The organism is Pseudomonas sp. KT_2_4, from assembly GCF_041410225.1.
GTDB lineage: Bacteria > Pseudomonadota > Gammaproteobacteria > Pseudomonadales > Pseudomonadaceae > Aquipseudomonas > Aquipseudomonas paracarnis.
In genome coordinates, this window is record NZ_CP166962.1 from 1,211,383 (window position 1) to 1,236,071 (window position 24,689).

The 24,689-nt window shown below is 59.2% G+C and carries 16 protein-coding genes; 9 read left to right on the forward strand and 7 right to left on the reverse strand.

The features are described from left to right. Positions 1-155: 155 nt before the first annotated feature. Entirely contained in the window at positions 156-1,253 is a 1,098-nt protein-coding gene (locus tag AB9N64_RS05425; protein ID WP_019817180.1) for a carboxynorspermidine decarboxylase, read from the forward strand. A 28-nt stretch (positions 1,254-1,281) separates the two neighbouring features. Continuing rightward, the gene (locus tag AB9N64_RS05430; protein WP_019817179.1) at positions 1,282-2,526 is read left to right on the forward strand and encodes a saccharopine dehydrogenase family protein; all 1,245 of its coding nucleotides are present in this window, start codon (positions 1,282-1,284) and stop codon (positions 2,524-2,526) included. Between the two features lie 725 nt (positions 2,527-3,251). Here AB9N64_RS05430 and glsB read toward each other — a convergent pair. From glsB to AB9N64_RS05445, 3 genes are all read right to left on the reverse strand, one after another. Further along, complete coding sequence (glsB, locus tag AB9N64_RS05435; RefSeq protein ID WP_014718789.1) at positions 3,252-4,160, reverse strand: glutaminase B; 909 nt, start codon at positions 4,158-4,160, stop codon at positions 3,252-3,254. Positions 4,161-4,215: 55 nt separating this feature from the next. After that, the gene (locus AB9N64_RS05440; protein ID WP_014718790.1) at positions 4,216-4,560 is read right to left on the reverse strand and encodes a hypothetical protein; all 345 of its coding nucleotides are present in this window, start codon (positions 4,558-4,560) and stop codon (positions 4,216-4,218) included. Positions 4,561-4,633: 73 nt separating this feature from the next. Then, on the reverse strand, positions 4,634-5,044 hold the full coding sequence (locus AB9N64_RS05445; RefSeq protein WP_014718791.1) for a hypothetical protein: 411 nt from the start codon (positions 5,042-5,044) through the stop codon (positions 4,634-4,636). 109 nt (positions 5,045-5,153) lie between these two features. Here AB9N64_RS05445 and AB9N64_RS05450 point away from each other — a divergent pair, with 109 nt between their 5' ends. Continuing rightward, entirely contained in the window at positions 5,154-5,999 is an 846-nt protein-coding gene (locus AB9N64_RS05450; RefSeq protein WP_236466936.1) for a helix-turn-helix domain-containing protein, read from the forward strand. On the opposite strand, the gene AB9N64_RS05455 is transcribed toward AB9N64_RS05450, so the two are convergent. The 3 genes from AB9N64_RS05455 to AB9N64_RS05465 form a co-directional block, all read right to left on the reverse strand. Next, positions 5,979-8,975 carry an amino acid adenylation domain-containing protein gene (locus AB9N64_RS05455; protein WP_371360029.1) on the reverse strand — a complete coding sequence of 999 codons (2,997 nt, stop codon included), beginning with the start codon at positions 8,973-8,975 and terminating at the stop codon, positions 5,979-5,981. The genes AB9N64_RS05450 and AB9N64_RS05455 overlap by 21 nt on opposite strands. Positions 8,976-9,173: 198 nt before the next feature. Continuing rightward, on the reverse strand, positions 9,174-9,968 hold the full coding sequence (locus AB9N64_RS05460) for a class II aldolase/adducin family protein (RefSeq protein ID WP_371360030.1): 795 nt from the start codon (positions 9,966-9,968) through the stop codon (positions 9,174-9,176). Between the two features lie 178 nt (positions 9,969-10,146). Beyond that, positions 10,147-10,356 carry a hypothetical protein gene (locus AB9N64_RS05465; RefSeq protein WP_371360031.1) on the reverse strand — a complete coding sequence of 70 codons (210 nt, stop codon included), beginning with the start codon at positions 10,354-10,356 and terminating at the stop codon, positions 10,147-10,149. A gap of 196 nt (positions 10,357-10,552) precedes the next feature. Here AB9N64_RS05465 and AB9N64_RS05470 point away from each other — a divergent pair, with 196 nt between their 5' ends. After that, on the forward strand, positions 10,553-11,056 hold the full coding sequence (locus AB9N64_RS05470; protein WP_020303039.1) for a DUF4142 domain-containing protein: 504 nt from the start codon (positions 10,553-10,555) through the stop codon (positions 11,054-11,056). 30 nt (positions 11,057-11,086) lie between these two features. Continuing rightward, positions 11,087-11,647 (forward strand): type 1 glutamine amidotransferase domain-containing protein, encoded by a 561-nt coding sequence (locus AB9N64_RS05475; protein WP_371360032.1) that lies wholly within the window; start codon positions 11,087-11,089, stop codon positions 11,645-11,647. A gap of 61 nt (positions 11,648-11,708) precedes the next feature. Here the strand turns inward: AB9N64_RS05475 and AB9N64_RS05480 are convergent, their stop codons facing one another. Beyond that, on the reverse strand, positions 11,709-11,915 hold the full coding sequence (locus tag AB9N64_RS05480) for a hypothetical protein (RefSeq protein ID WP_003191730.1): 207 nt from the start codon (positions 11,913-11,915) through the stop codon (positions 11,709-11,711). Between the two features lie 299 nt (positions 11,916-12,214). Between AB9N64_RS05480 and AB9N64_RS05485 the strand changes: the two genes are divergently transcribed. From AB9N64_RS05485 to AB9N64_RS05500, 4 genes are all read left to right on the forward strand, one after another. Further along, on the forward strand, positions 12,215-12,691 hold the full coding sequence (locus AB9N64_RS05485; RefSeq protein WP_371360033.1) for a hemerythrin domain-containing protein: 477 nt from the start codon (positions 12,215-12,217) through the stop codon (positions 12,689-12,691). 183 nt (positions 12,692-12,874) lie between these two features. Further along, a complete protein-coding gene (locus AB9N64_RS05490; RefSeq protein ID WP_371360034.1) occupies positions 12,875-15,511 on the forward strand; it encodes a Tc toxin subunit A in 2,637 nt (878 codons plus the stop codon). A 34-nt stretch (positions 15,512-15,545) separates the two neighbouring features. Next, positions 15,546-20,225 carry a neuraminidase-like domain-containing protein gene (locus AB9N64_RS05495; protein WP_371360035.1) on the forward strand — a complete coding sequence of 1,560 codons (4,680 nt, stop codon included), beginning with the start codon at positions 15,546-15,548 and terminating at the stop codon, positions 20,223-20,225. Continuing rightward, the gene (locus AB9N64_RS05500; protein ID WP_371360036.1) at positions 20,222-24,652 is read left to right on the forward strand and encodes a SpvB/TcaC N-terminal domain-containing protein; all 4,431 of its coding nucleotides are present in this window, start codon (positions 20,222-20,224) and stop codon (positions 24,650-24,652) included. Before AB9N64_RS05495 ends, AB9N64_RS05500 begins: the two co-directional genes overlap by 4 nt. Positions 24,653-24,689 lie beyond the last annotated feature (37 nt).

The following is a 24,689-nucleotide window of genomic DNA, read 5'->3' on the forward strand; positions in this document are numbered from 1 at the left end:
CTCACACAGGGGGCGGGGTGATTCTTATGAATGGTCATACTTACGCCCTATGCTTAACGTGGCGCGCAAAATCCGCCGGCTAACCTTTCGATCTGTTCCAAGTGCGGGCACAATGCGTGTCCTTTTTTGGCAGGCACCGCCGCAGGCTCTCAAAAATGATCAAAACGCCGTACTACCTCATCGATAAACAGAAGCTTCTGGTCAACATGCAGAAGATTGCCTACGTGCGCGAACAGTCCGGCGCCAAGGCTCTGCTGGCGCTCAAGTGCTTTGCCACCTGGTCGGTATTCGACTTGATGCAGCAATACATGGACGGCACCACCTCGTCGTCGCTGTATGAGCTCAAGCTCGGCCGCCAGAAGTTCGAAGGTGAAGCGCACGCCTACAGCGTGGCCTGGGCCGACGATGAAATCGAAGAGATGCTGGAGAACTGCGACAAAATCATCTTCAACTCCATCAGCCAACTGCAGCGTTTTGCCGAACGCAGCGAAGGCAAGATCCGCGGCCTGCGTGTGAACCCGCAGGTGAGCAGCTCTGACTACCTGCTGGCCGACCCGGCGCGCCCGTTCAGCCGCCTGGGCGAGTGGGACCCGGTGAAGATCGATGGCGTGATCGATCAGATCTCCGGCTTCATGTTCCACAACAACTGCGAGAACGGCGACTTCAGCCTGTTCGACAAGATGCTCGGCACCATCGAAGAACGCTTCGGTGCGCTGCTGCACAAGGTCAAGTGGGTCAGCCTCGGCGGCGGCATCCATTTCACCGGTGAAGGCTATGCACTGGATGCATTCTGCGCACGGCTCAAAGCGTTCTCCGAGAAGTACGGCGTGCAGGTCTACCTGGAACCCGGCGAAGCGGCGATCACCAACAGCGCCTCCCTGGAAGTCACCGTGCTCGACACCCTCTACAACGGCAAGAATCTCGCCGTGGTCGACAGCTCCATCGAAGCCCACCTGCTGGACCTGCTGATCTATCGCCTCAACGCCAAACTGGCGCCGAGCGAGGGTGAACACACCTACATGGTGTGCGGCAAATCCTGCCTGGCCGGGGACATCTTCGGCGAGTATCAATTTGATCGTCCGCTGGCCATCGGCGATCGGCTGTCGTTCATCGACACCGCAGGCTACACCATGGTCAAGAAAAACTGGTTCAACGGCCTGAAAATGCCGTCCATCGTAGTGAAACAACTCGACGGTACAGTCGAGGTGGTTCGTGAATTTGGTTACGACGACTACCTGTCCAGCCTGTCCTGAGCTGGCGGATAAAGGAGAGATAAAGCAATTGAAAAAGAACGTTCTTATCATTGGTGCAGGAGGTGTCGCCAAGGTGGTGGCCCACAAGTGCGCGCAGCACAACGACGAACTCGGTCGTATTGCTATCGCGTCGCGCAACATCTCCAAATGCCAGGCCATCATCGACAGCGTCAAGGCCAAGGGTAGCCTCAAGGTTCCCGCCGATATCCAGGCCTTCGCGCTGAACGCCCTGGACGTGGAAGCGACCAAGGCCCTGATCCGCGAGACCGATTCGCAGATCGTCATCAACGTCGGCTCCGCCTTCCTCAACATGTCGGTACTGCGTGCCTGCATCGACACGGGCGTGGCTTACCTCGATACCGCCATCCACGAAGAGCCGGGCAAGGTCTGCGAGACCCCGCCGTGGTACGGCAACTACGAGTGGAACCACCTGGAAGAATGCAAACAGAAGAACATCACCGCCATCCTTGGCGTGGGCTTCGACCCAGGTGTCGTCAACGCGTATGCCGCGCTGGCGCAGCAACAGCATTTCGACCGCATTGATTCGATCGACATTCTCGACGTCAATGCCGGCTCCCATGGCAAATACTTCGCCACCAATTTCGATCCGGAAATCAACTTCCGCGAATTTACCGGGCAGGTGTGGAGCTGGCAGAACAGCCAGTGGACCAGCAACACCATGTTCGAAGTCAAACGCACCGACGACCTGCCGGTAGTTGGCTCGCAGAACCTCTACCTCACCGGCCACGATGAAGTGCACTCGCTGTCGAAAAACCTCGACGTGCCCAACGTGCGTTTCTGGATGAGCTTCGGCGAACACTACATCAACGTGTTCACCGTGCTGAAAAACCTCGGCCTGCTCTCCGAACAGCCGGTCAAGACCGCCGAAGGCCTGGAAGTGGTGCCGTTGAAAGTGGTCAAGGCCGTGCTGCCCGACCCGTCTTCGCTCGCCCCGGGCTACACCGGCAAGACCTGCATCGGCGACCTGGTCAAAGGCACCAAGGATGGCCAACCGCGTGAGATGTTCATCTACAACGTGGCTGATCATGAAGAGGCCTATGCCGAGACTGACAGCCAGGGCATCTCCTACACCGCAGGCGTACCACCGGTAGCCGCTGCACTGCTGGTGGCGCGTGGCGAGTGGGATGTGAAGCACATGGCCAACGTCGAGGAACTGCCAGCTGAGCCGTTCCTCAAGGCGCTGGATGTGATGGGCTTGCCGACTCGGATCAAAGACGAGAACGGTGATCGGGCCTGGGATGCGACGGCCTGATAGGCCATAGCTGACCGAGCAAAAAATGCGCCCAAAGGGGCGCATTTTTTGTTTTGGCTCACCTACAATTCGAAGAACAATGAGGATCAAAATGTGGGAGCTGGCTTGCCTGCGATGGCGACCAGTCAGTCAATGATTCTTCAACTGAGCCACCGCTATCGCAGGCAAGCCAGCTCCCACACTGGTTGTGGGTTGCCCACAGAATTGGCGCCAGGCATAGATCCCTGTAGGAGCGGGCTTGCCCGCGATGGCGACCTGTCAGTCAATGATTCTTCAACTGAACCACCGCTTTCGCAGGCAAGCCAGCTCCCACACTGGTTGTGGGTTGCCCACAGAATTGGCGCCAGGCATAGATCCCTGTGGGAGCGGGCTTGCCCACGATGGCGACCAGTCAGTCAATGATTCTTCAACTGAGCCACCGCTATCGCAGGCAAGTCAGCTCCCACACTGGTTGTGGGTTGCCCACAGAATTGGCGCCAGGCATAGATCCCTGTGGGAGCGGGCTTGCCCGCGATGGCGACCTGTCAGTCAATGATTCTTCAACTGAACCACCGCTTTCGCAGGCAAGTCAGCTCCCACACTGGTTGTGGGTTGCCCACAGAATTGGCGCCAGGCATAGATCCCTGTGGGAGCGGGCTTGCCCGCGATGGCGACCTGTCAGTCAATGATTCTTCAACTGAACCACCGCTTTCGCAGGCAAGCCAACTCCCACAGAGAGAACGATCTCAAAACACCGACCACCCAATCCGCTCACTCAACAATTCCAACGCCTTCATCCCCGCCAGCGAGTTGCCCGCTGCGTTCAACTCCGGCGACCATACGCACACCGTAAACTGCCCCGGCACCACCGCGACAATTCCGCCGCCGACCCCGCTCTTGCCCGGCAGGCCCACGCGGTAGGCAAAGTTGCCCGCCTCGTCGTACAAGCCGCTGGTGGCCATGATCGAGTTTACCTGCTTGGTCTGGCGCGCCGTCAGCACCTGCTCGCCACTGTGGGCACTCACGCCTTCATTGGCCAGAAAGCTGAATGCTCGGGCCAGGTCCAGGCAGCTCATCTGCAACGCGCAATAGTTGAAGTAGCTGTGCAGCACCGCGTCCACATCATTGTGGAAGTTGCCAAAAGACTTCATCAGGTAGGCCATGGCCGCATTGCGCGCACCGTGCTGGGCTTCCGACTCGGCCACAACGCTATTGACCAGGATCTGCGGGTTGCCCGACAGGCGCCGTACAAAGTCGCGCATCGACAGAATCGGCACGGCGAAGCGTGACTGGTTGATGTCGCAGATCACCAGCGCGCCAGCGTTGATAAAAGGGTTGCGCGGGCGGCCACGTTCGAATTCCAGCTGCACCATGGAGTTGAACGGCTGCCCCGAGGGCTCGTGGCCCAGGCGTTCCCAGATGGATTCGCCGCCATGGTCGATGGCCTGCACCAGGCTGAAGACCTTGGAAATGCTCTGCACCGAAAACAGCGTGTCTGCATCTCCAGCGCAGTAGGCCGTGCCGTCGTTGCCGTATACCGCGATGCCGAGTTGGTTGGCGGGCACGTCGGCCAGCGCGGGAATGTAATCGGCGACTTTGCCGAGGCCGATCAAGGGGCGCACTTCGTCGAGGATCGACTCCAGCAGCGCCTGCATAGCTTGTCCTGTCATCTTTGTTCGAATCAGTGGTAAACGAGGCGCGGAGGATACGTCAATGGGCGCGCAACACCCACACAATCTCTACCACCCGCTCGGCAATCACCACGTAGATCAGGATCAACAACAGTTGCAACGCCAAGTGATAACGCAATTTGGCCAGGCGGCGAATGCCGTCGCTGACGTTCAACAGCATCAGCACCGTCGACAGCACAATCAAGCCCCAGCCCGCGACGCTGGAGGCGAAGATACCGATCAGCAACTCGCGCGGTCCCACCAGCGCGTTGGTCCCCGCCGCAAACAACAATGCGCAGACCAACAGATTTTTAACATTGTCGAAAATCTGCGTGCTCAGGTCGTTTTCCAGCAACGCCAGGTACCGCGTCCATAAAGTGCGCATGCTTGAATACCGAGTGGGAAGGCTCGTCAATCAAGGTAGTTCAATTGTGGACGCTGTCTAGCTTTGGCCAGGCTCAGAAATGCGCCACATCCGACACTTCTGTATCCAGCACATCCTGGGCCAACGCCCAGGCGCGATCCTTGGACTCCACCACCAGCAGCGGGTAACCCCAGGCCTTGCCGAACGTCACGGCAAAGGGCTTGAGGGCCAGGCGCTTGGCAGCGCTGGGCTCCACTTGGATCATGCCTTTGACGTAGGCGCGCAAGGCAGCCTTGTTTTTCTTCATCCAGATAGAGGCGCGCTTGCGCTCTTCGTGGGCGTGTTCATGACTGTTCTCATCCACGGCTTTTTCGTGCAGCAGCAAGAAGGGCTGCTCACGGGCCAGCAGACGTTCGAAGGTCAGGAAGGCGTCTTCCGGCGCACCTTCGCTAGGCGCGTCGAAAAAGATTTTCACCACCGGGAAAGTTGAACTGTCGAGTCGCATGGCAAAGCTCCTTTGATGAGATTGATTCTCATCATAGGGCGCCTGGCGCTGGACAGCATTGCACAGAATAGCCAGAATATTTCGCAATCCAGCCAAGGCAGTTATCACCATGGTTCATCACCGCCTCGACCAGTACGACCCCTGCCGGGTCCGCGACGCCGCCGCGATCCCTCGCTCGATTGTTGCAGTGGGCGCCTCGAATACGTCCGAACGCTGGGAACATACCCCTCACCACCATCAACACGGGCAATTGATCTACACCTTGCGCGGCGTGGTGCATTGTGTGATCGAGGCGGGTATCTGGATCGTGCCGCCGCAATGCGCGTTGTGGATTCCCGGCGGTGTGACACACGCGGCGCGCGGTGCCGGCGAAGCGGATGTGTACTGCCTGTTGATCAACCCGGACGCCGCCAACGCCCTGCCCCGGCAATGTTGCACGCTGTCGGTGTCTGCTTTGCTGCATGAGTTGATTGGCAGGGCGGTGAGCTTCCCGCAGCTCTACGACGAAGACGGCGCCGAGGGCCGGCTGGTGGCGACGTTACTCGACGAGCTGGCCCAGGCCCCCATCGAGGCCCTGCATTTGCCGATGCCCCAAGACCCCCGCTTGCATCGGCTGGCCTACAGCTTATTGGCCAACCCCGGCGATAAATCCACCCTGGGCGAATGGGCCGTGCGCATCGGCATGAGCGAACGCAGCATGACCCGCCTGTTGTTGGAAGAGATCGGCCTGAGCTTCGGTCGCTGGCGCCGGCAGTTGCATGTAATCCTTTCACTGCAGCGCTTGGCCAACGGCGAAAGTGTGCAGAGCGTGGCGCTGGACCTGGGTTATGAAAATGCCAGCGGGTTTATCACCATGTTCCGCAAGGCCATGGGCCAACCGCCGGCGCGTTACCTGGCGGACCGTGCCAGTACCGTCGGGCCGCACAGCAACGCGTCAACTATCGCCTTGACGTGAGCTGTTTGGATCTAACTTGTCGAGATAACGCGCCAATACTTCGCCAGAGAATTGGGCCTCGCAAATACCACTACCCTCAAGAAACCGCACGGTGTTGCTGCGATCCCAGGAATAATTTTCTTGGTAAAGCTCAAGGATGGACTGATCTGCGTGCATCGGGTCTTTGAACATTCCAAGCAATGGGTAAAGTAATGCTTCGGGGTTGTGTTCCCACAATGCGAGCCAATTTTTATACGGGACAACCGAAAGCGTTCGGCCATAATGCTCGCCCACCCGCTCACAAAATGCTTTGAGGTCCAGATTGGTGGATTCTGGTTGGCACAGGTTAAACTTCAACCCCAGCGCTTGGGGGTCGCGGGAAATATGGGCCACCGCCTCAACCATGAAATCCACAGTGGTCAAGCCTTCCCGCATACGCTCCAGATCGGGTACCGCGCCATACGCCAGGCAGGTGCGGATAAAGCGCCCCCACCATTGGTAGTGAGCACACTCGCCAGTCACGCTATGACAGGTGGCATAACCCAACCGAAAGGTCATTAACGGCAGACCTCGGGACGCGGCCAGATCTGCGAGTTTTTCCATCACCCACTTACTCTGTACATAACCCAGGTCATCGCGAATAGCCGGTAAGTTTTCGTCGATATCATCCTGTTCGTACACATGGCTCTTATGGGTGAAACGATGGCCCCAGCTATAGATTGAGATGGTCGACATCAGCATCAATGCCTTTGTCTTTTGCGCACCGCAAAAATGGAGAATTTGCTTGAGACCCTCTACGTTATCTCGCCTCATATAGCTGTAAGGCATGATGAAATTCACTGCGCTTGCCGAGTGATAGACCACATCCACGCAGCGCGCCAAATGGGTGAACACTTCTTTCCCTAAACCTAATTGCTCATCCGCCAAGTCACTTACGTACACGTGAATGCGCTTCCAATCGCTTTCGCTGATGGGCACTTGGTAACGCTCGCTGACTTGCTGCAGCCTCACCAGCCCAGCCGGCGTATTGTCACAACGAATCGGGCAATGAATATGGGCGATTGAGGTGGCCAATAGTTGGTGCAAGAGATGAATACCGACAAACCCGGTCGCGCCAGTCAGTAAGGTATGCTCGGGACTCTTCAATTGCATCGACTCGAAGCCTGGCGCGAAACACATGTCCAGCGGGAGCGCCCCATCGGCTTCGAAAGCGTGCACACGCTCGGCCCCTTTTTCTCCATGTAAAGACTGAGTGCGTCGGTGTAATGTGGCCGCTAGATCCTCAAATACCAGATGTTCATATATGTCGCGCACCGCCACGTGAATATTGAACTGTACTGACAATTTCTCCGCCAATCCTGCCACGCCCAGGGAGTGCCCACCGACCTTCAGAAAGTTGTCTTGGGGGCCAAAATCAGCGTGACCCAACACCTCAAACCACGCCCTCGCCAACGTAACTTGTGGGCCCGGCGTAAAGCGTTGTATATCCAACGCTACGGTCGGCATCGCCTGCAATAGAGTCAACAGAGCTGGCCTGTCTATCTTGCCATTGGCATTGGCAGGTAGCCTGTCAAGGCGATGGAATAACTCGGGCACCATATAATCAGGCAAATCCATAGCAAGGCTGCGTCGCAGCTCTGCAACCAATCGCCCGCTATGCACCTGCCTGTTGCGCGGTACGACAAAAGCAACCAAGCGTTTTTGCGCTTGTGTACCGGTGTCTTGCACCACCACCGCCGCGCTGTTGATGCTCGGCTCTTTGAGCAGGCGCGTCTCTATTTCACCGGTTTCGATACGGTAGCCACGAATCTTTGTTTGCCCATCCATGCGGCCCAGAAACTGAATCCGTCCATCCGCCAACACTCGGGCCTGGTCTGCGCTGCGGTACAACCGGCATTTGAGCGTGGGTGAATAAATAAAGCGCTGCGCAGTCAATTCAGGCGCACCCAAATAACCCCGAGCAAGGCCCGGCCCGGCAATACAAAGTTCCCCCACTTCGCCAGCTACAAGCTCGTTGAGGTGTTCATCCAGAATATGAATGCGGCAGTGATCTATCGCATAACCAATCGATGCAGGCCTTTGTAAGCGTTTGCTCTGAACCTCATTACGAGTGACGTAAATAGTGGTTTCGGTGGGGCCATAGCAGTCAAAAACACGATAAGGCAGATGGTCGACTTCCACGGGATGGAGTTTTTCACCGCAGGTGTAAAGACAGCTCAAGGCTAATCCTTGCGGCTGCCTGGCGTTCAGCACGTCATAAATTCTCAACGTGGGTACAAAGCCATGGGTGATCTGTTTCGCGACACAGAATGACAAGTAGTCATCGCTATTGAGCAGCGCATCCTGACCCGGAACATACAGACAGGCCCCTGCCGTCAGCGCGGACCAGATCTCAAGTTGGCAAAGATCAAACCCCACTGCGGCCATGAAACTGCAACGACTGGAAGACGTCACACCCAAATCTCGATTGTGCTGCATCATCAATTGCGCGACGCTGTGATGTTCGATCACTACGCCTTTGGGCTCGCCCGTAGTGCCCGAGGTAAAAATCACATAAATCGCATCATCGCCTCGGACACCAACAGGCTGATAACTCAACACTTGACTGGAGTTCAGCAGCTCGCTGACGGTTATGACTTCGGTTGCCGGCAAGGGCTCGACATCATGGCGTTGAGTGGAAAGGATGATTGAGGCCGCGCATTGCCTGGCGATATAGGCTTTACGGTTATAGGGCAGTTGGCGGTCCATCGGAACAAACGCCGCACCGCGCTTGATGACGCCCAGGAATGCAACGATCAACTCAATGGAGCGCTCGCCCTGCACCAGCACGTAGTCACCCCGCCCGATAGTGCGGGACTGCAAAAAGGCCGCAACTTTAGAGCTTCTGTAATCCAGCTCTGCGTAAGTAAGACATTCTGTCTCGGTCACGACTGCCAGAGCAGTAGCGTCCTGAGCGAGACGATCTGCAAATAAATCCAGCACCGTGTCCGTCAGCATCTCAAGCACCTCTTTTACGGGGTACGCCAAAAAATGAGAGGCTATTTTTTCTTTATTGGCCGCGATGAATAACTGTAGGAAAGGACAGTTTTTTATATATTTTTACTATATGAGATGCGCCTCTGATACCAAAGGTGGCCCATCACGACCTTACAGTGATTGCTCCCACGCTCTGGGTGGGAACAATCCACATCCGACTCAGTTCTTGTAGTCGGTATCGGTACGCTCAAGCTGGCGCACCAGCGCATTCCAATGCCGCGCCACGCCCGGGCCTTCGCCATTGCTGAACACCTTGGCCTGCTGCTCGACTTTGGCCACCACCTCTTCGGGTGGGAAGATCAACTCGGCATTCCCCGCTGCCTGTGCCGCAATCTGGATGTTGCAGGCCCGCTCCAGGCTTTGTAGTTGCTGGAAGGCATGCTCGACGCTGACGCCACCCGTCAACAAGCCGTGGTTGCGCAGGATCATCACACTCTTGTCGCCCAAATCCGCTACCAGCCGTTCACGCTCGTCCAGGTCCAGCGCCACGCCTTCGTAACCGTGGTAAGCCACACGCCCCGAGAATGCTATAGCGTGCTGGGAGATCGGCAACAACCCCTGCTTCTGCGCCGACACCGCAATACCGTCGCGGGTGTGGGTGTGCAGCACCGCTTGCAAATCATGGCGTGCGCCGTGGATGGCGCTGTGGATCACATAGCCGGCGTAGTTGATCCCCAGGCCCGTGGGGTCATCGACGATGGTGCCGTCCAGATCGACCTTGACCAGGTTGGAGGCGCTGATTTCGTCGAACAACAGCCCGAAAGCATTGATCAGGAAATGCGCCTCGGGCCCTGGCACCCGCGCTGAGAAATGCGTGTAGATATGATCGGTCCACTTGTACAACGCCGCCAGTCGGTAGGCCGCGGCCAACTTGACCCGCACCTCCCACTCTTGCGGTGTTACCCGCTGGCGCACATTGCTCAAGACACTGGAAATCGGCGTGACGCTACTCATGGCAAATCTTCCTGGATGGCCTAAGGGGACTTCCAGGCAAGGCTAGGGGATGGTCAAAAATAATAAAAATCACATTTTAATCTAAGCTAATTATTATATTTATTTATAAAAAGCAGCAATGGCAGCGTTCAGGCCACCACGGGAGCAAGCTCCTTCGCCGCCAATCAACTCAGCAGGTTCAACGCCCGTTGTTGAGCTTTTCGTTGATTGCATCCGTTTGCCGTTCAATGTCCGTGATCGAGGTCGGCGTCACGACTTTGTCGATGGTGTCAGTCTTGGGGTGTGCAGGTTCAAGCGTCTGCCCTTTGGTGGCCTGGGCATTACCTTTTTGCGCGTCTTCAGAGCTGACGGGGTCGGGGGTTTTATCGGCGGTTTTATGATCAGTCACAGTGCAATCCTCCTGGCAGTGGCAGGCCCCTGAGATGGCGGCCCTATGCAGCAGAACCCTGGGAATCCGAATTGGTTCAAGTCAATTGCCTCGCCTCACCGCTGGGCAAAAAAGCGCAAAAAATTTTAAACCTTTTACCCGCCTCTCGATTCAACAGTCAGGTAACGGCATCCCGCCATTTCCAAGGAGAGACACCATGAAAACTCGACTGATGAAACCGATGGGCCTTACCTTCATGCTGATTGCAGGCTCGATTTCCACCGCGATGGCGGCGACCTCCAACGACTTTGTCGACAACGCCGCCGAGGGCGGTATCACCGAGGTGGAAGCGGGCAAGCTGGCCCTGGAAAAAAGCAGCTCGGCGGACGTAAAGACCTTCGCCCAGCATATGGTCACAGACCACACCAAGGCCAATCAGGAACTGATGGCCCTGGCGAAAAAACTCGATATCGAAGTACCCGATGACGCGGCGCTCACCGACCAGGCGAAGAAAGCCATCCTGGAAATGCGCGATGAATCCTTCGACAAGGCCTATGCCAACAACCAGGTAGCGGCCCATGAAAAAACCGTCGAACTGTTCAAGAAAGAAGCGGCCTCCTCGGACAATCCCGAGCTGAAAGCCTTCGCCACCAAGACCCTGCCCACCCTTGAAGCCCACCTGAAAATGGCCAAGGAACTGCAAACCAAATACGCCCATTAAACCATCCATGACCCAAGGAGACACTCGACCATGAGCTCGCAACTCAACGGCAAGCACATCCTCGTCATCACCTCCAACACCGGCATCGAGCGCGACGAGTTGCTCAAGCCTCTGGAAACGCTGCGTGGCTACGGCGCGACCGTGACGCACGCCTCCAGCAAAGGCGGCACTACCCAGACATTTGTCGGCGACACGGAAAAGGACCAGACCGTGGAATCAGACGTGCAACTGTCGGATGTTGTCAGCGCCTACTTCGATGCGCTGGTCATCCCGGGCGGCACAGTGAATGCCGATACGCTGCGCCAGGATACTGCCGCACTGCGCCTGATCAATGAGTTCGTGCAGGCCGGCAAGACCATCGCGGCGATCTGCCACGGGCCATGGACCCTGATCGACGCTGGCGTGGTCAAGGGCAAAACCCTGACCGCCTATAAAAGCGTGCGCATCGACCTTGAAAACGCCGGCGCGGCCAGCGTAGTGGATGCCGAGGTTAAAGAGTGCCAGGCCAATGGCTGGACCTTGATCACCTCGCGCACGCCGGACGACCTACCGGCGTTCAATCAGGCGATTGCCAAGGCCATCGGCGGCTGATCGGCTTAGCGCAATGAAAACAGGCGCCCCCATGGGCGCCTGTTTTTTATCACTCACCGCTTCAGCTCTTACGCTGCTGCGCCATTTCACGCTTGGGTCCGAACATTGCCCACGCAATCAACCCCAGCAGCGGCACGAACACCAGCACCACGACCCACAACCCCTTGGTCTCCCATCCGCCAGTGCTGCGCAAAACGATATTGATCGCCCAGAGTTCCAAGAGCAGCAGAACCACCGCCAATACGATCCAGATATATTCAATTTGCATGATTCACCTCCTGAAGTCTAAGCGTTAGGTCAAGCAGATGCCCCAAGGGTTCCATTAGAATTTTCCTGGCCCCACTTTATGGCCCCCCGTTGCGCTGGAGTGTCAGCAACCGGCTGTGCGTTGTGCAACCTCAACGCGGCCCGACCATGCAAGCTGCACGACCGACAAGCGCACATGAAAATATAACCATCTGATTTTAAAGATGATTTATAACCATAAAAGTTGGTACGCCTGATGCAACCTTCCTCACCACGAGGCGTGCACTTCGACACGCCCGCACACCCCCCGTGAGGTTACCTATGAATGCCATCGACCTGCTCAAAGCCGACCATGAACGCGTCAAGACCCTGCTGACCCAGTTGAGCGAATCCACTGAACGCGGGGTGAAAAAGCGCACCGAGTTGCTGGCCAAACTTGAAATGGAAGTCACCCTGCACACCCAACTTGAAGAAGAAATCCTCTACCCCGCGTTCAGGAAAGCGGGTGGCAAGGAACAGGACATCATGTACCACGAAGCCAAGGAAGAGCACCGTACCGTCGACTCGCTGGTCCTGCCGGACTTGAAAAAGACCGACCCATCTTCCACCGAGTTTTCCGGTCGCGTCAAAGTGGTCAAGGAGCTGCTTGAGCACCATATCGAAGAAGAAGAAACCGAGATGTTCCCCCAGGCCAAGAAACTGCTGGGTAAAGCGCTGCTCGAAGAGCTGGGGGCCGAGATGGAAGCGATGAAGGCCGCGCACAAAAAAGCCATGGTGAAAAAAACGCTGGCCGCGTAACGGCTACCTCCTCGCAGCAAAGTTCGCGCGACAGTGACCCACAGGCCCTGTCGCGCTATCGATTTGCACCGATGATTTCTCCTCGCTCACTCAGCGATCCGGCCGACCGAGCCAGCCTGGCGCCCCATGCTAGCGTGCCATTGCCCTTGGCAGTGGCCGGGGGCTTTCAGGAGATTCATCACAATGGACACGCACTCCCCCACCTATACCCACCTGTTCAAAGAGGACTGGCACCTGCTGTGTTCGGCCTCTTCCATGGCGGCAATCGACTCCCCGATCGCCTACCTGAAGGCGTTATACCTGTTTGCCCAAGCGCTGGAAAAAAGCGGTAAAGGCAAACAGCCCAAGGTCACCCTCGACCAGCGACGCCCCGAACTCAAGACGCTGCCCCTGGACGAACGCAGCCTCAGCGCTGTGATTCCTCAACTCTCGATGATCAACGAAACCCTGTCCCGCCAGATTGACGCTCACCTCAAAAAAACCCCTCGTGAATACCGCGGTCGCTCACTTGATGAGGTGCTCGGCAAGCAACGTTTCCCCTTCGTGCTGCCGTTCGAACGTGCGCATCGCCAGTGCTGGCTCGGTTTGTCCGGCAACAAGCCACAATTGGGCGAACTCAGTTACCGCATCAGCCTCAAGCTGCCCACCAGCCAGCGCGCGCAAAACACTTACGGCGTGGTCAGGCACGAGGCCTATGAAGCGCAACGTTTGCTGTCCGGGCTGAGCCCTGCTCAGCAGGTGTTATTGACCGAGCCTTTTTTAAAAAGATCAGGAGACGTACAGGCAGAGGATTTTTTTACCCAGCACTATGGCACCCAGCAGCAGCCCCTTGAGGAGTTGCCCCACTGGTTGCAAAAAACCGGACTCACCGCCGATCAGACCGAAGCGCTACTGGCCTGCGGCAAGTATGTGCCGGTGCTGTCGAGCAATGTTCTGGCAAGCGCCCTGCCAACGCCGCCGGCCAAGCTGCGCCTGCACGACGGTGCCGCGTACGTGAACGGGCCGATCACCGAGGCTGGCGCGACCCAGTCGCCCCTGTCGATCACTACACAGGACAAGGGTGCTGCGCGCCTGCGCAATACCTCATGGGAACGTTACCAGCGCCTGCACCGAATGATCCGCCTGCAACGCTGGACGCAATTGCCCTTCGACGCACTCGACGCCCTGTCAACGAGCGTCGTGCGGCGTGAACACGAGGGCGACCCGGCGCGGCCCGCCAACGACAATACCCTGCGCGCACTGGGCGTCTATCGCTATCTGGAGCGCCGCTACAGCCTGTCATTGCAAGCCTTTGCGGCCGTGCTGGATGAGATACCGGTGTGGGCACCCGGTACTCGCCTGTCGCTGTACGACCAGTTGTTCAACCCCGGCCCGTTGCCAGGCCAGGCATTGACGCTGGACAGGCCGACCCTGGCGCTGAGGGAGGAAATCCCGACAACCCTGCGCCACCAGCTCTGCACCGGCCTGCACCTGAGCGATACCCCGGATTCGTTGCACTGGCTGATCAAGCAGGCCCGCCAGCATCTACCCGCTGCTTGCCCGACGATGACGTTTTATAGCGCGCTGTATCGCCAAGCTCGGATCGCGCAGTTGTTCGGGCTGTCAGTGCTCGATAGCTACCATGTGGCGGCGCTGCTGGGCGGTAAGGATTACACCGGCCAACTGGTCAACCCGAGCCTGCGTCGCTCGGGCGTGAATGCACCTGCCGACCTGCTCGATGTGCTGATGCAAATGGACTGGCTGGTCCGCTGGCTCAACGACACGGGTCAAACGGTCGATCAACTTCGCCGTCAATTGCTATTGGATGCCCAATCTCCACCGCCCCACGTGCAGACGTACATCACCCAACTCGATGAGGTGGTCGAACTGACTCGGCATGGCCTGTTGGCGCAAGAAGACCTCGCTGACCTGTCATTGCCCCAGCCCGAGCCTGACACCAAAGCGGCGCCCATTGCCTGGCATGCCCTCATCGTACAAGGGCTGCTGCACAGCCAACCGCTGCTCAAGCCCGCGCCGCCCAAAGAACTGCCCAATGGGCTGGTGCAGCTTATCGAAGCCCAGACGCTGAGCCTCAACCCAGAACGCAACACGGCTCTGCACAGCGATGCCAAACAGGCAGTGACCAAGAAGCTCGGCGCGTTCTACCAACAAATGCAGCCGCTTAAAGCAAACATCGACACGCTGCTCAACGCCCCCTCACACCTTGCCGGTGACGCCTCCGCGTACCTGCAATGGCGCAAACTCGTGGTTCGACAAATTGCCCGAACCGCCACTGCCGAATCCACCACGGAGCTGCACAAAAATGTACTGCTGAGCCTGCCGGATGCCGAAGTGTCCTTGGGTCTGGCAGTGAGCCGTGAGGCCTTGCAGGCCTTTGTGCTCCATCCGCACTGGCTGAGCCCTGACCACACCGCGGCCTCGCTGCTCAAGCTGACGCTGAGCACGCTGTACCTGCTGCAACGCTTTGCCCATTGCCTCAGCACCTACGGACTGGCCCAGGACCGCGTGCTCGCTTATTTGCAGCGCGCCAATTCATCCTCCGTTGAAGGCTCCGCCGTATCTCACGATGGGGCTTGCACTTCGCAACTGGCCGCATTGCTCAAGTGGGATGTCGATGAAATCAACCTGCTCGTTGAATCCCTGCCTGCCAAACAGGTGAAGACCCTGGCCGACCTGGACTGGCTCCTGCGTTGCCATGAAGCCGTCAGGCTCACCGGCCTCTCCGCCAACGCCTTGCTCAAGGCTGCCGACCTGCATGCCACCTTGATGAATGAAGACTGGCAACACGTTGGCTCGGCATTGATCGCCACAGCCCCCTAACCCCGTTGTATTTCGCCTGGTTCAAGGAATGACCATGTCTGACACCCTCACCCACCACCTCAACGAACACCTGCGCGACGCGATGCTGGGGTTCTACCTCAACAGCGTGCTGCCTGAAGACACGGCAGTGGCCGATACCGTCAAGACCGTCGACGATGTCTATACCTATTGGCTGCTCGACCCCCAGGTCCGCCATACGGTGCCCACCACCCGTGTCGCCAGCGCCATTGCCAGCCTGCAGCAGTACATCACTGGCATTTACCTGGGCCTGGAGCCCGGCTACGACGAACAGGGCATGAGCGCTGTCGAGCAGATCGAGTGGCGAGACCAGTTGCTGTCCTATTCACTGTGGCGTGCCCACCAGCAACTTCAGCACTACCCGGCCACCTACCTGAGCCCTACATTGCGCCATGGCAAAAGCGACAACTTCAGGCAACTGGAGAACCAGCTCAACCAATTTCGTATCGAGCCTGCGCCGCTGCAGACAGCCGTCCACAGTTACCTCAGCCGCTTCGAAGCACTTGCCAACATCAAGACCCTCAATGGTTATATCGATGGTGATAAAGACAGCTTTGCCAGCAGCACTTATTACTTCACCGGCAAGTCCAGTCCGGAAAACACCTATTACTGGCGCACGCTGAAAATGGCCTCGGGCGACGCGACCACTCCGCCAGCCTGGTCCTCCTGGCAAAAGATCCCGCTGTCGATTGACGATAACGTCCCCGAACAGACGATTCGCCCGGTGGTGTTCAACGGGCGCCTCTTCGTGGTGTGGGCCCAATGCATCAACCCGACGTCGTCGTCGAGGGACATCACCCGGATCGGGCGCGGTGATGTTGAATCGGAGAAGGAATACCAGCAACGGCTGGAAACCCGGATAAAGACCACCTATCTACAGTTGCGCTTGTACTTTTCCTATAAAAAACTGGATGACAGTTGGAGCGTGCCGCAGGCCTGCATTCAGGAATACAGCCTGGCACAGGGCCTGGATGACTTGAGCTCGGAAGACCTGATGAGCGCCACTGCGTCCATCGCCGTACTCGATTCAAAAAGCCAACCGCCGTCACTGTTCCTGGGCCTGAGCGCACAGCCGAACCATCAAACGGCTTCCCCGCACAACGGCGTGCATCGGCATTTCTTTCAAGCCGTACGGCTGGATCAGCACTTCAACGTCCATTGGCTTGAAACCCAGGGCAGCACTCGGCGGATGTTCTCCTGGCATAAAGAGTCGGAACTGGCGGGGCGGTACCTGGCCCTGTTCGGGCACCACAACAGGGCCAGATTTCAATTCAGGGCGCCCGACACGGTCCAGGTCAAAGTCCACTCCCTGACCAACGACGCGCCCCATGGCACCACCCATGGCTGGAACTACGAAGACAATCAACAGCATATCCGCAGTCTTTCGGCTGAGAGCGATATTCGGTTCAACCGAACAACGTCAGTACTGGAGGTCACCACCCGCCTGGCGAAACGCTTCGAACCGCACCGCACTGTCAGGTTCAGCAAGGCAGACGCACTGGTCAATTTGACCATCACCCTCAGCAGCAGCGGTCCTGCCCAGAACGAGACGCTGGCGTTAGGCCCCACCGCCGAGATTTTCCTGGAGGGCGCCAAGCTGGCAACCTTCTCCAACGTGCGCATCGACTTGACCCTCAAGTGCAATGAGACCGGCGTCAGCTATGCCCAACTTATAAAAAATGCTGCGAATCAGCCGACGACCTTTACCCTGCCGCAAATTGAAAAAGATGAAGAAAACCCGAAAAGCACGACATTCAATCTGCGCGACCAACGCATTAGCCAAGAAGCCTTCGACTATTTTTTCAATACGCCAGACGCCACCTATACCGTCACCCTGTCGTTCTACAACAATCAGGCGCAGACCAGCAGCCATGCCTACGACTTAGTACTGGACAAGGTCCAGGTCCAGCAGAAACAACGCCTGTACAAACCCGTGTTGATGTATCCCAAACAAGGACACAGCGCTTTACCGGAAAGCCCTCACCGCAATAACACGGTACTCGTCGGCCTGGCAGACGCTTCTCGGCGCACCCTGCGCGACACGTTCACTGAACTCTCCGAAACGCACACGCTTGAGGCGCAGATCGAACTCTCCCCCACGACCTTGCACCCCTACGACGAGAACTCCACTGACACGACGGCTTCCACATTGACGCTGATTCACGGCGTGTTGCTGCTGGAAAGCGATGTGCATTACCCCGACCCCATCATCCTGGGCTACGCGCTGAAAACCGCGACCTTCACCCTGCCGCCCGATAACAGCACCCCCATCATTCCACTGGCTCCGTTTATCCGGCGACTCGCAACCCCGCCCTATGGCGCGGCAGAATTCATTGACTTCGACGGGTCCACGATCGAGTCGATCGATAAGCCTGAAAACAAACGAGCGCCCATACGCACCAACACCTGCGTGGCCGGGCTGCTGGCAAAAACCGCGGGCGCAGGTTTGCATGAGCTGTTTGCCTTGGCCCCGGATGCCTGGCGCGAGCCGCCATTGCCAGGCGAGGAAAAGCCCAGCCCACTGGACTTCCACGGCCCCCATGGCACCTATTACTGGGAGTTGTTTCTTTACCTGCCCTGGCTGTTGGCACAACGCCTGAACCAGGAGCAGCAATACGCCGAGGCCGAAACGTGGATACGCTACGTGTTCGATCCCGTCCACCCATCTGACGTTTGGCGCCTGCCCGCGCTGCTTGCCAGTGCGCCACAACGCCACAACGCCTCTGCCCTGCCCCACCCATTGGCGACAAGCAGCGCGGTACATTTTCGTCAGGCGCTGTACCTGTTGTACGTCGACATCCTGCTCAATCGCGGGGATGCGGCGTACCGGCAAATGACCCGTGACGGCCTGGCCGACGCCAAGTTGTGGTACATCCGCGCCAAGGGCTTGCTCGGGCCAAGACCGCCGCTCAACCCGGTCGATCCCTGGGCAGCCACGACCCTGGACAAACTGCAAAACCCTTCCACGCTCGACAGCACGACAGTACCTGCGGGCACCTCGCGGCTGTGTCGATCCCTGAGCCCTGATCTGCTGCTGCGCTGGGACAAAATCGAATCTCGCCTGCACAACCTGCGCCATCACCTGGACCTGACCGGCAAACCCTTGAGCCTGCCGCTGTACGCCGCGACCCTGACGCCTCAAACGCTGCTTGCCGCGTACCAGCAAGGTTCGGTCGGTGCCAGCCTGCGCCCGTCGCTGCGCACCGCCCAGGCCGCGCACTACCGCTTCCAGGTATTGCTGGGACACGCCTTGCAAGCGGTCGACAACCTGATCCAGTTGGGGGCGACCTTACTGTCGTTGTTCGAACGCAAAGAGCAGGCCCAGTACCTGGAAACCCAGCAGCAGCAAGCCTGGGACTTGGCGAGGCTGGCCGTCGAGCAACAGGCCCAGGCCGTACAGTTCGATGCGAGGAACCAGCAAGCGCTGCTGGCAGGACGCCGCATGGTCGAAGCGCGGGTGACGTTCTTCGAACAGCAGCTCAAGCGAGGCATCAGCCCGGCCGAGGCCCAGGCCACCCAGGAGTACCAGGACAGTGCGCGCTGGGACACCGCCGCCGCCGTGGCACAAGCCGGCGCGGGGCTGGCGATGCTGATACCGAATATTTTTGGCACCTCCAACGGCGGCGTGCGCTACGAGGGCGCTTTTCACGCCCTGCACGCGACGGCCCAAGGCATTGCCAATGACAAGCGCGCCAACGCTGCCCACCTGGACCGCACCGACCTGTTTGCCCGACGCGCCGCCGAGTGGGCCCATTCGTTGGAACAGGCACGCCTTGAGCTGGCCCAGGTCGACGCCCAGCTGCAGGCTTACACCGAACAGCAAGCCCATACCCGCTTGCAACTGGGCCTGGCCCAGACCAGCCTGGCCCAAGCACGAAGCCTGTACGACCAGCTCGGCAAACGCTTTACCAACGCCCAACTGTATCAATGGCTCAATGGCCAACTTTCCACTTTCTACTACCAAGCCTATGACTCGAGCCTGTCGCTGTGCCTGGCGGCCGAGGCCTGTTGGCAGGAAGAACGGGCTCAGTGGGACAAGCACTTCATTCAAACCCAGCATTGGACCCATCAATATCGCGGCTTCAGCGCCGGCGAAGCGCTCAAGCAAAATCTACTGAGCATGAGTAACGCCTACGTCACCCACAACGAACGTTTGCTGGAGATCACTAAAACCGTGTCGTTGCGCCATCTGCACAGCCAAGACCCTGTGGCCACGCGCGACATGCCCTGGGCCGCGCTTAAAGCCGACCTGCTAAAAACCGGCGCCTTGACCTTTGAACTGACCCTCAAGCTATTTGACGACGACTACCCAGGCCATTACCTGCGGCGTATCAAGCACGTCAGTGTGTCCCTGCCCGCCACGCTGGGCCCCTATGAAGACATCAAGGCCATCCTGACCCAAACCGCCAATACCACGTACCTCACCCCCGCGGCCAGACACACCGACGCTGCGGTAAAAAAAGACCTGCGCGCCAAACAGCAAATCGCCCTGTCCAGCGGGCTCAACGACAGCGGCCTGTTTACCTTGAACTTCGACAGCGACGAGCGTTACCTGCCGTTCGAATACACAGGAGCGATCTCCACCTGGCAACTGACCTTTCCCAACCATGCCCGGCAAAACGCCCTGCTCGAATCCCTCACCGATATCATCGTGCACCTGCGCTACACCGCTAAAAACACCGGAGGTCAACGATGAGCGTGCGGCCGCCCGAACTCTTGGAACCGAAGCTTCCTGCGCTGCCCAAGGGCGGTGGCGCCATCCAGGGCCCCGGGGCGCAATGGGGCGCCGTGGGCACACGGGGTGAGGCGTGCCTGGAGGTGCCCTTGCCCATTTCGCCGGGCCGTGGCTTCACGCCGGCCCTGAGCCTGGGTTATCGCAGCGCCCTAGGCAACGGGCCCTTCGGCCTCGGCTGGGCGATGTCGGCAGGCGCCATCAGCCGTGATACCCGCAAAGGCGTACCGGCCTACGGTGATGACGACCGTTTCATCAGCCCCCAAGGCATCGACATGATCCCTGAGCGTGATGCCGATGGCGCAATTCAGGCCACCACCTGGGACCACTATAACGGCCTGGCCCTGGATGAACCCCACCAAGTGGTGCGCTATTTTCCGGTGATAGAAGCGCGCTTCGACCGTATCGAGCATTGGTCTTGCGACAGCGACAAGGCCGGGTTCTGGCTGGTTCAGGGGGCCGACGGCTGCGTGCACCTGTTCGGCAAGACTCTGATCGCGCGCTGTGCAGCCCCAAACGACGGCCTACGTGTTGCCCAATGGCTGTTGCAGGAAAGCCTCAACCCTTTGGGTGAGCAGATCTATTACCACTACAAACCAGACGACCAGCCGCCAAGCGCCGCCAGGGACTATCGCGCCCAGCGTTATCTGGCGCGGGTGTGCTACGGCAACCTCAAGCCCCTTGAGCATCTGGCGCTGTGGCGTGCGGACGCCCTCGCTGACAAGCAATGGCACTTCGAACTGCTGCTGGATTATGGCGAACGCCACACCGGCCTGAGCCAAGTGCCGACCTATGCCGAACAACATGCCTGGCCGATCCGCAACGACCCGATCAGCAGCTATGCCTATGGCTTTGAGCTCGGCACCCTGCGGCGGTGTCAGCAAGTGCTGATGTTTCATTACTTCCCCGACGAGCCGAGCCTGGGCGTCGAGCCGGTGCTGACGCGGCGTCTGTTGCTGGAGTACACCCATCGCCACGCCATCGGCAGTTGCCTGAACGCTGTGCACAACCAGGCCTTTGACGCCCAAGGGGACGCCAGTGCCTGGCCGCCTCTGGAGCTGGCCTACAGCGCCTTCGTGCCGACGCTGGACGCCGCGCGCTACCAAGCGTTCGACGCCATGGCGGGCATCAACGACGGGCAGCATTATCAACTGGTCGACCTGTACCGCGACGGTTTGCCGGGCATCCTGCACCGCACCGATAAAAGCTGGTACTACCGCGAGCCGCTCAGGGCCCCCGGCCGGGCCAGCAGCAATGCGCTGATCTATGGTCCATGGCAGGCCCTGCCACGCATCCCCCTCGCCGATACCGCCCAAGCCACGCGCCAGGCACTGGCGGATCTTGACGGCGATGGGCATCTGGAATGGGTGGTGGCGCAACCAGGGCTGAGCGGTTTTTTCAGCCTCGACTCGCAGCGGCAATGGTCGGGTTTCGTGCCTTTTGCGGCGATGCCCCAGGAGTTTTTCCATCCCCACGGGCAACTGGCCGACCTGATGGGCAGCGGAAGGCTGGACCTGGTTCTGATCGGCAGCCGCAGCGTGCGCCTGTACGCTCAGCGCCAGGACGGCGGGTTTGATCCTGGCCAGCAGGTGCGCCATGCGCCCGACGATGAGGGACTGCCAACCCTCAGCCATTCGCCGGCCGAATTGATCGCCTTTTGCGACCCCCTGGGCAGCGGCCAACAACACCTGGTGCGCATCCGCCATAACGAAATCAAGTGCTGGCCCAACCTCGGCCGTGGACGCTTCGGCAAAGGGTTTGTCTTCGCCACGCTGGCGTTCGACCACGCCAGCTTCGATGCCGAGCATATTCGCCTCGCCGACCTGGACGGCTCAGGCGCGGTGGACCTGATTTACCTGGCGCCTGAACACATACAGATCTATATGAACCGCGCCGGCAGCGGGCTGGCATCGGAGCCACTGACACTGCGTTGGCCCGAGGGCGTGCGCCATGACGCGACATGCCAGGTCAGCTTTGCCGACCTTCAAGGCCTGGGCTGTTCCAGCCTGATCCTGAGCGTGCCGCACATGACACCCCAGCACTGGCGGTATGACTTCGTCAGTCTCAAACCGTATTTGTTAACCGCCACGCTCAACAACCGGGGGGCCTCCACCCAACTGAGCTACCGCAGCAGCGCCCAGGAATGGCTCGACGAAAAACAGCACGGGCAAACCCTGGGAGTGCCTCGAGGCAGTAGCCTTGCGTTCCCGGTACAGGTGGTCAAGCGGCAACAGCAAAAGGATCTGGTCAGCCGTAACCGCTCCACCCAGTATTTTCGTTACCGGCAAGCCTGCTACGACCGTGAGGAACGCCAGTTCATCGGCTTTGGCCTGGTGTTGCACACCGAACAACCTCCTACGGCCGGTGCGCCGCCTGGGGTGTTGACCAAACGCTGGTTCCACACCTTTGAGCCCCCGCAGGAGGCTTTTTACCCGGGCGACTCGCAGGCGCCCGCGCTGGGGCCAACCCTGCTGGGCCAGTTGGAGGCCGGGCGCACAGGAGATACGCTGATCGCTACGCCCGGCGCAACCACCCGCCGCGCGATGCAGCGTGCATTGGCGGGTAGCCTGCTGCGTGAAGAGGTGTATGCCGCCGCCGATGCGCCACCACAGGCAGTGCCGTATTCGGTGCAGCAACAGCGCTATTTCATACGCCAATTAAGCCCGTCGGCCAAGGCCGGCGAGCCGGCGGTGCTGCTGCCACTGTTGCTGGAGTCGCTGACCTGTCGCTACGAGCGCCAACCGGGCGACCCATGCTGTCGGCATATCCTCAATCTGCGCTGGGACTGCTACGCCGGCAATCTGCACAGCGTGGTGGTCGACTACGCTCGTCGCAAGACAGCCAGCGACGCCCCACCGCCGGGGCCGGCCCACGAGCAGCAGTGGTGGCGTGACGCGCATGATTCGGCGCAGCAGGCGTATTACCTCAACGAAACCCGCGCCCGATTCATTCACCTTGACGCCGCGCAGCGCTGGCGCTTGCACTTGCCGTACCAGCAACGACGCAACGTGCTGGTCCTGAGCAAAGAGGCGTTAGCAATTGAAAAAATAAGCTATGAACACTTCATTGCGCAGGGCCCGTCCGCTCCACTGGGAACAGCGGCCGAACGCAAGCTGGGGGGGCTGTCGGTGCAGCATTACTGCGTGGCGGAGCACACCGCCCCCTTGCCGGCCGGCACCGCAAGTTTTCAGGCGCTGCCCGCCTATATCGAGACAGCCGAACTCGATCAGCAAGCGCTGGAGGTGTATGAGGGCCGCCCTGTCGCTGCCACGCTGAGTGCACAGCACTATCGGGCCATGGCCGCGTTCCTGTCACCGGCCCCCGGGCAGGACGAGGCTATCACCCTGTGGTCGCTCGGCCAGGGGTACACCCGTTACGGCCAGGCTGAAATGTTCTATCGGCCTCGTCGGCATCAGGCGAGCCTGAGCCATGGGTTCACGCAGTCCGAGTACGACCGCTATGGGCTGTACATCATCAAGGTGCAATTGGCGGACGGCTGCACGACCCAGGCGCAGTACGACTACCGTCTTGGCCTGCCGGTGACGGTGACTGACGCACAGCGTACGCAACGCTACGCGCACTACGACGCCCACGGGCAGCTGCTGGCGACCGGCCTCAAGGGAGAGGAGCAAGGAAAGCCCGTCGGCCATGACGCCCAAACGCCCTTCATCCGCACGCCCGATACGGGCCCGGCGCAGGCCCTGGCTGATCCGAAAGCGGCGTTGTTCAACGCTCAAAGCGCGTGTTTCTACGACGTGTTCAGTTGGATGGGGCACATTCCACCCGCCAGCATCCAGGCGCAATGGGTAAGCAACGGTTACCTGCTGCCCAGCGGGCACATTCGTGCCTCGGCGTTGGCACGCCTGAACAGCCTGAGCGCTGCGCTCCCCCATCATCAAACCCTCAAGCGCCTGATTCAGGCGGCCAGGCAAGTGCCGGTGCACGTCGTGGTACTGCACGCCGACCGTTGGCAAGGCACGTCGCCAACCCCGCAGATTCAGGTCGCTCTCGCCTTCAGCGACGGCTTTGGCCGCGTGCGGCAAACCCAGGAAAAGGCGCAACCAGGCCCGGCCTTTGCAGTCGATGACGCCGGTATGTTGAGCGCGGGTGCCGAGCCAATCGACGCCACTCGCCGTTGGCGGATCAGCGGCCGTGTGGAGTATGACAATCAAGGTTGCCTGGCGCGCACCTGGCGACCTTACTTTGCCGACCGTGCTGGCTATATCGACGATGCGGCCTTCAACACCTTGCGCCCCAGCGAGCAACATTTTCATGACGCGTTGGGACGCCCGGTACGCGTGGTCAATGCCAACGGCGACACACGGCGCCAGACCTACTGCGCCTGGTACAGCATCGCTGAGGACGAAAACGACACGTACGCGCCGGACTGACAACAGAGCCGGGCCGTTACACGGTCCGTGCTCTTTG

Bases quoted from the DNA above. Each gene is read 5' to 3' on its own strand.
- glsB (WP_014718789.1), bottom strand. From the start codon at position 4,160: ATGCAGGCGCTGCTGGAGTCGATCCTCGACGAAGTGCGCCCCTTGATC.
- AB9N64_RS05445 (WP_014718791.1), bottom strand. From the start codon at position 5,044: ATGCGACTCGACAGTTCAACTTTCCCGGTGGTGAAAATCTTTTTCGAC.
- AB9N64_RS05450 (WP_236466936.1), top strand. From the start codon at position 5,154: ATGGTTCATCACCGCCTCGACCAGTACGACCCCTGCCGGGTCCGCGAC.
- AB9N64_RS05425 (WP_019817180.1), top strand. From the start codon at position 156: ATGATCAAAACGCCGTACTACCTCATCGATAAACAGAAGCTTCTGGTC.
- AB9N64_RS05500 (WP_371360036.1), top strand. From the start codon at position 20,222: ATGAGCGTGCGGCCGCCCGAACTCTTGGAACCGAAGCTTCCTGCGCTG.
- AB9N64_RS05460 (WP_371360030.1), bottom strand. From the start codon at position 9,968: ATGAGTAGCGTCACGCCGATTTCCAGTGTCTTGAGCAATGTGCGCCAG.
- AB9N64_RS05490 (WP_371360034.1), top strand. From the start codon at position 12,875: ATGGACACGCACTCCCCCACCTATACCCACCTGTTCAAAGAGGACTGG.
- AB9N64_RS05475 (WP_371360032.1), top strand. From the start codon at position 11,087: ATGAGCTCGCAACTCAACGGCAAGCACATCCTCGTCATCACCTCCAAC.
- AB9N64_RS05440 (WP_014718790.1), bottom strand. From the start codon at position 4,560: ATGCGCACTTTATGGACGCGGTACCTGGCGTTGCTGGAAAACGACCTG.
- AB9N64_RS05480 (WP_003191730.1), bottom strand. From the start codon at position 11,915: ATGCAAATTGAATATATCTGGATCGTATTGGCGGTGGTTCTGCTGCTC.
- AB9N64_RS05495 (WP_371360035.1), top strand. From the start codon at position 15,546: ATGTCTGACACCCTCACCCACCACCTCAACGAACACCTGCGCGACGCG.
- AB9N64_RS05455 (WP_371360029.1), bottom strand. From the start codon at position 8,975: ATGCTGACGGACACGGTGCTGGATTTATTTGCAGATCGTCTCGCTCAG.
- AB9N64_RS05470 (WP_020303039.1), top strand. From the start codon at position 10,553: ATGAAAACTCGACTGATGAAACCGATGGGCCTTACCTTCATGCTGATT.
- AB9N64_RS05485 (WP_371360033.1), top strand. From the start codon at position 12,215: ATGAATGCCATCGACCTGCTCAAAGCCGACCATGAACGCGTCAAGACC.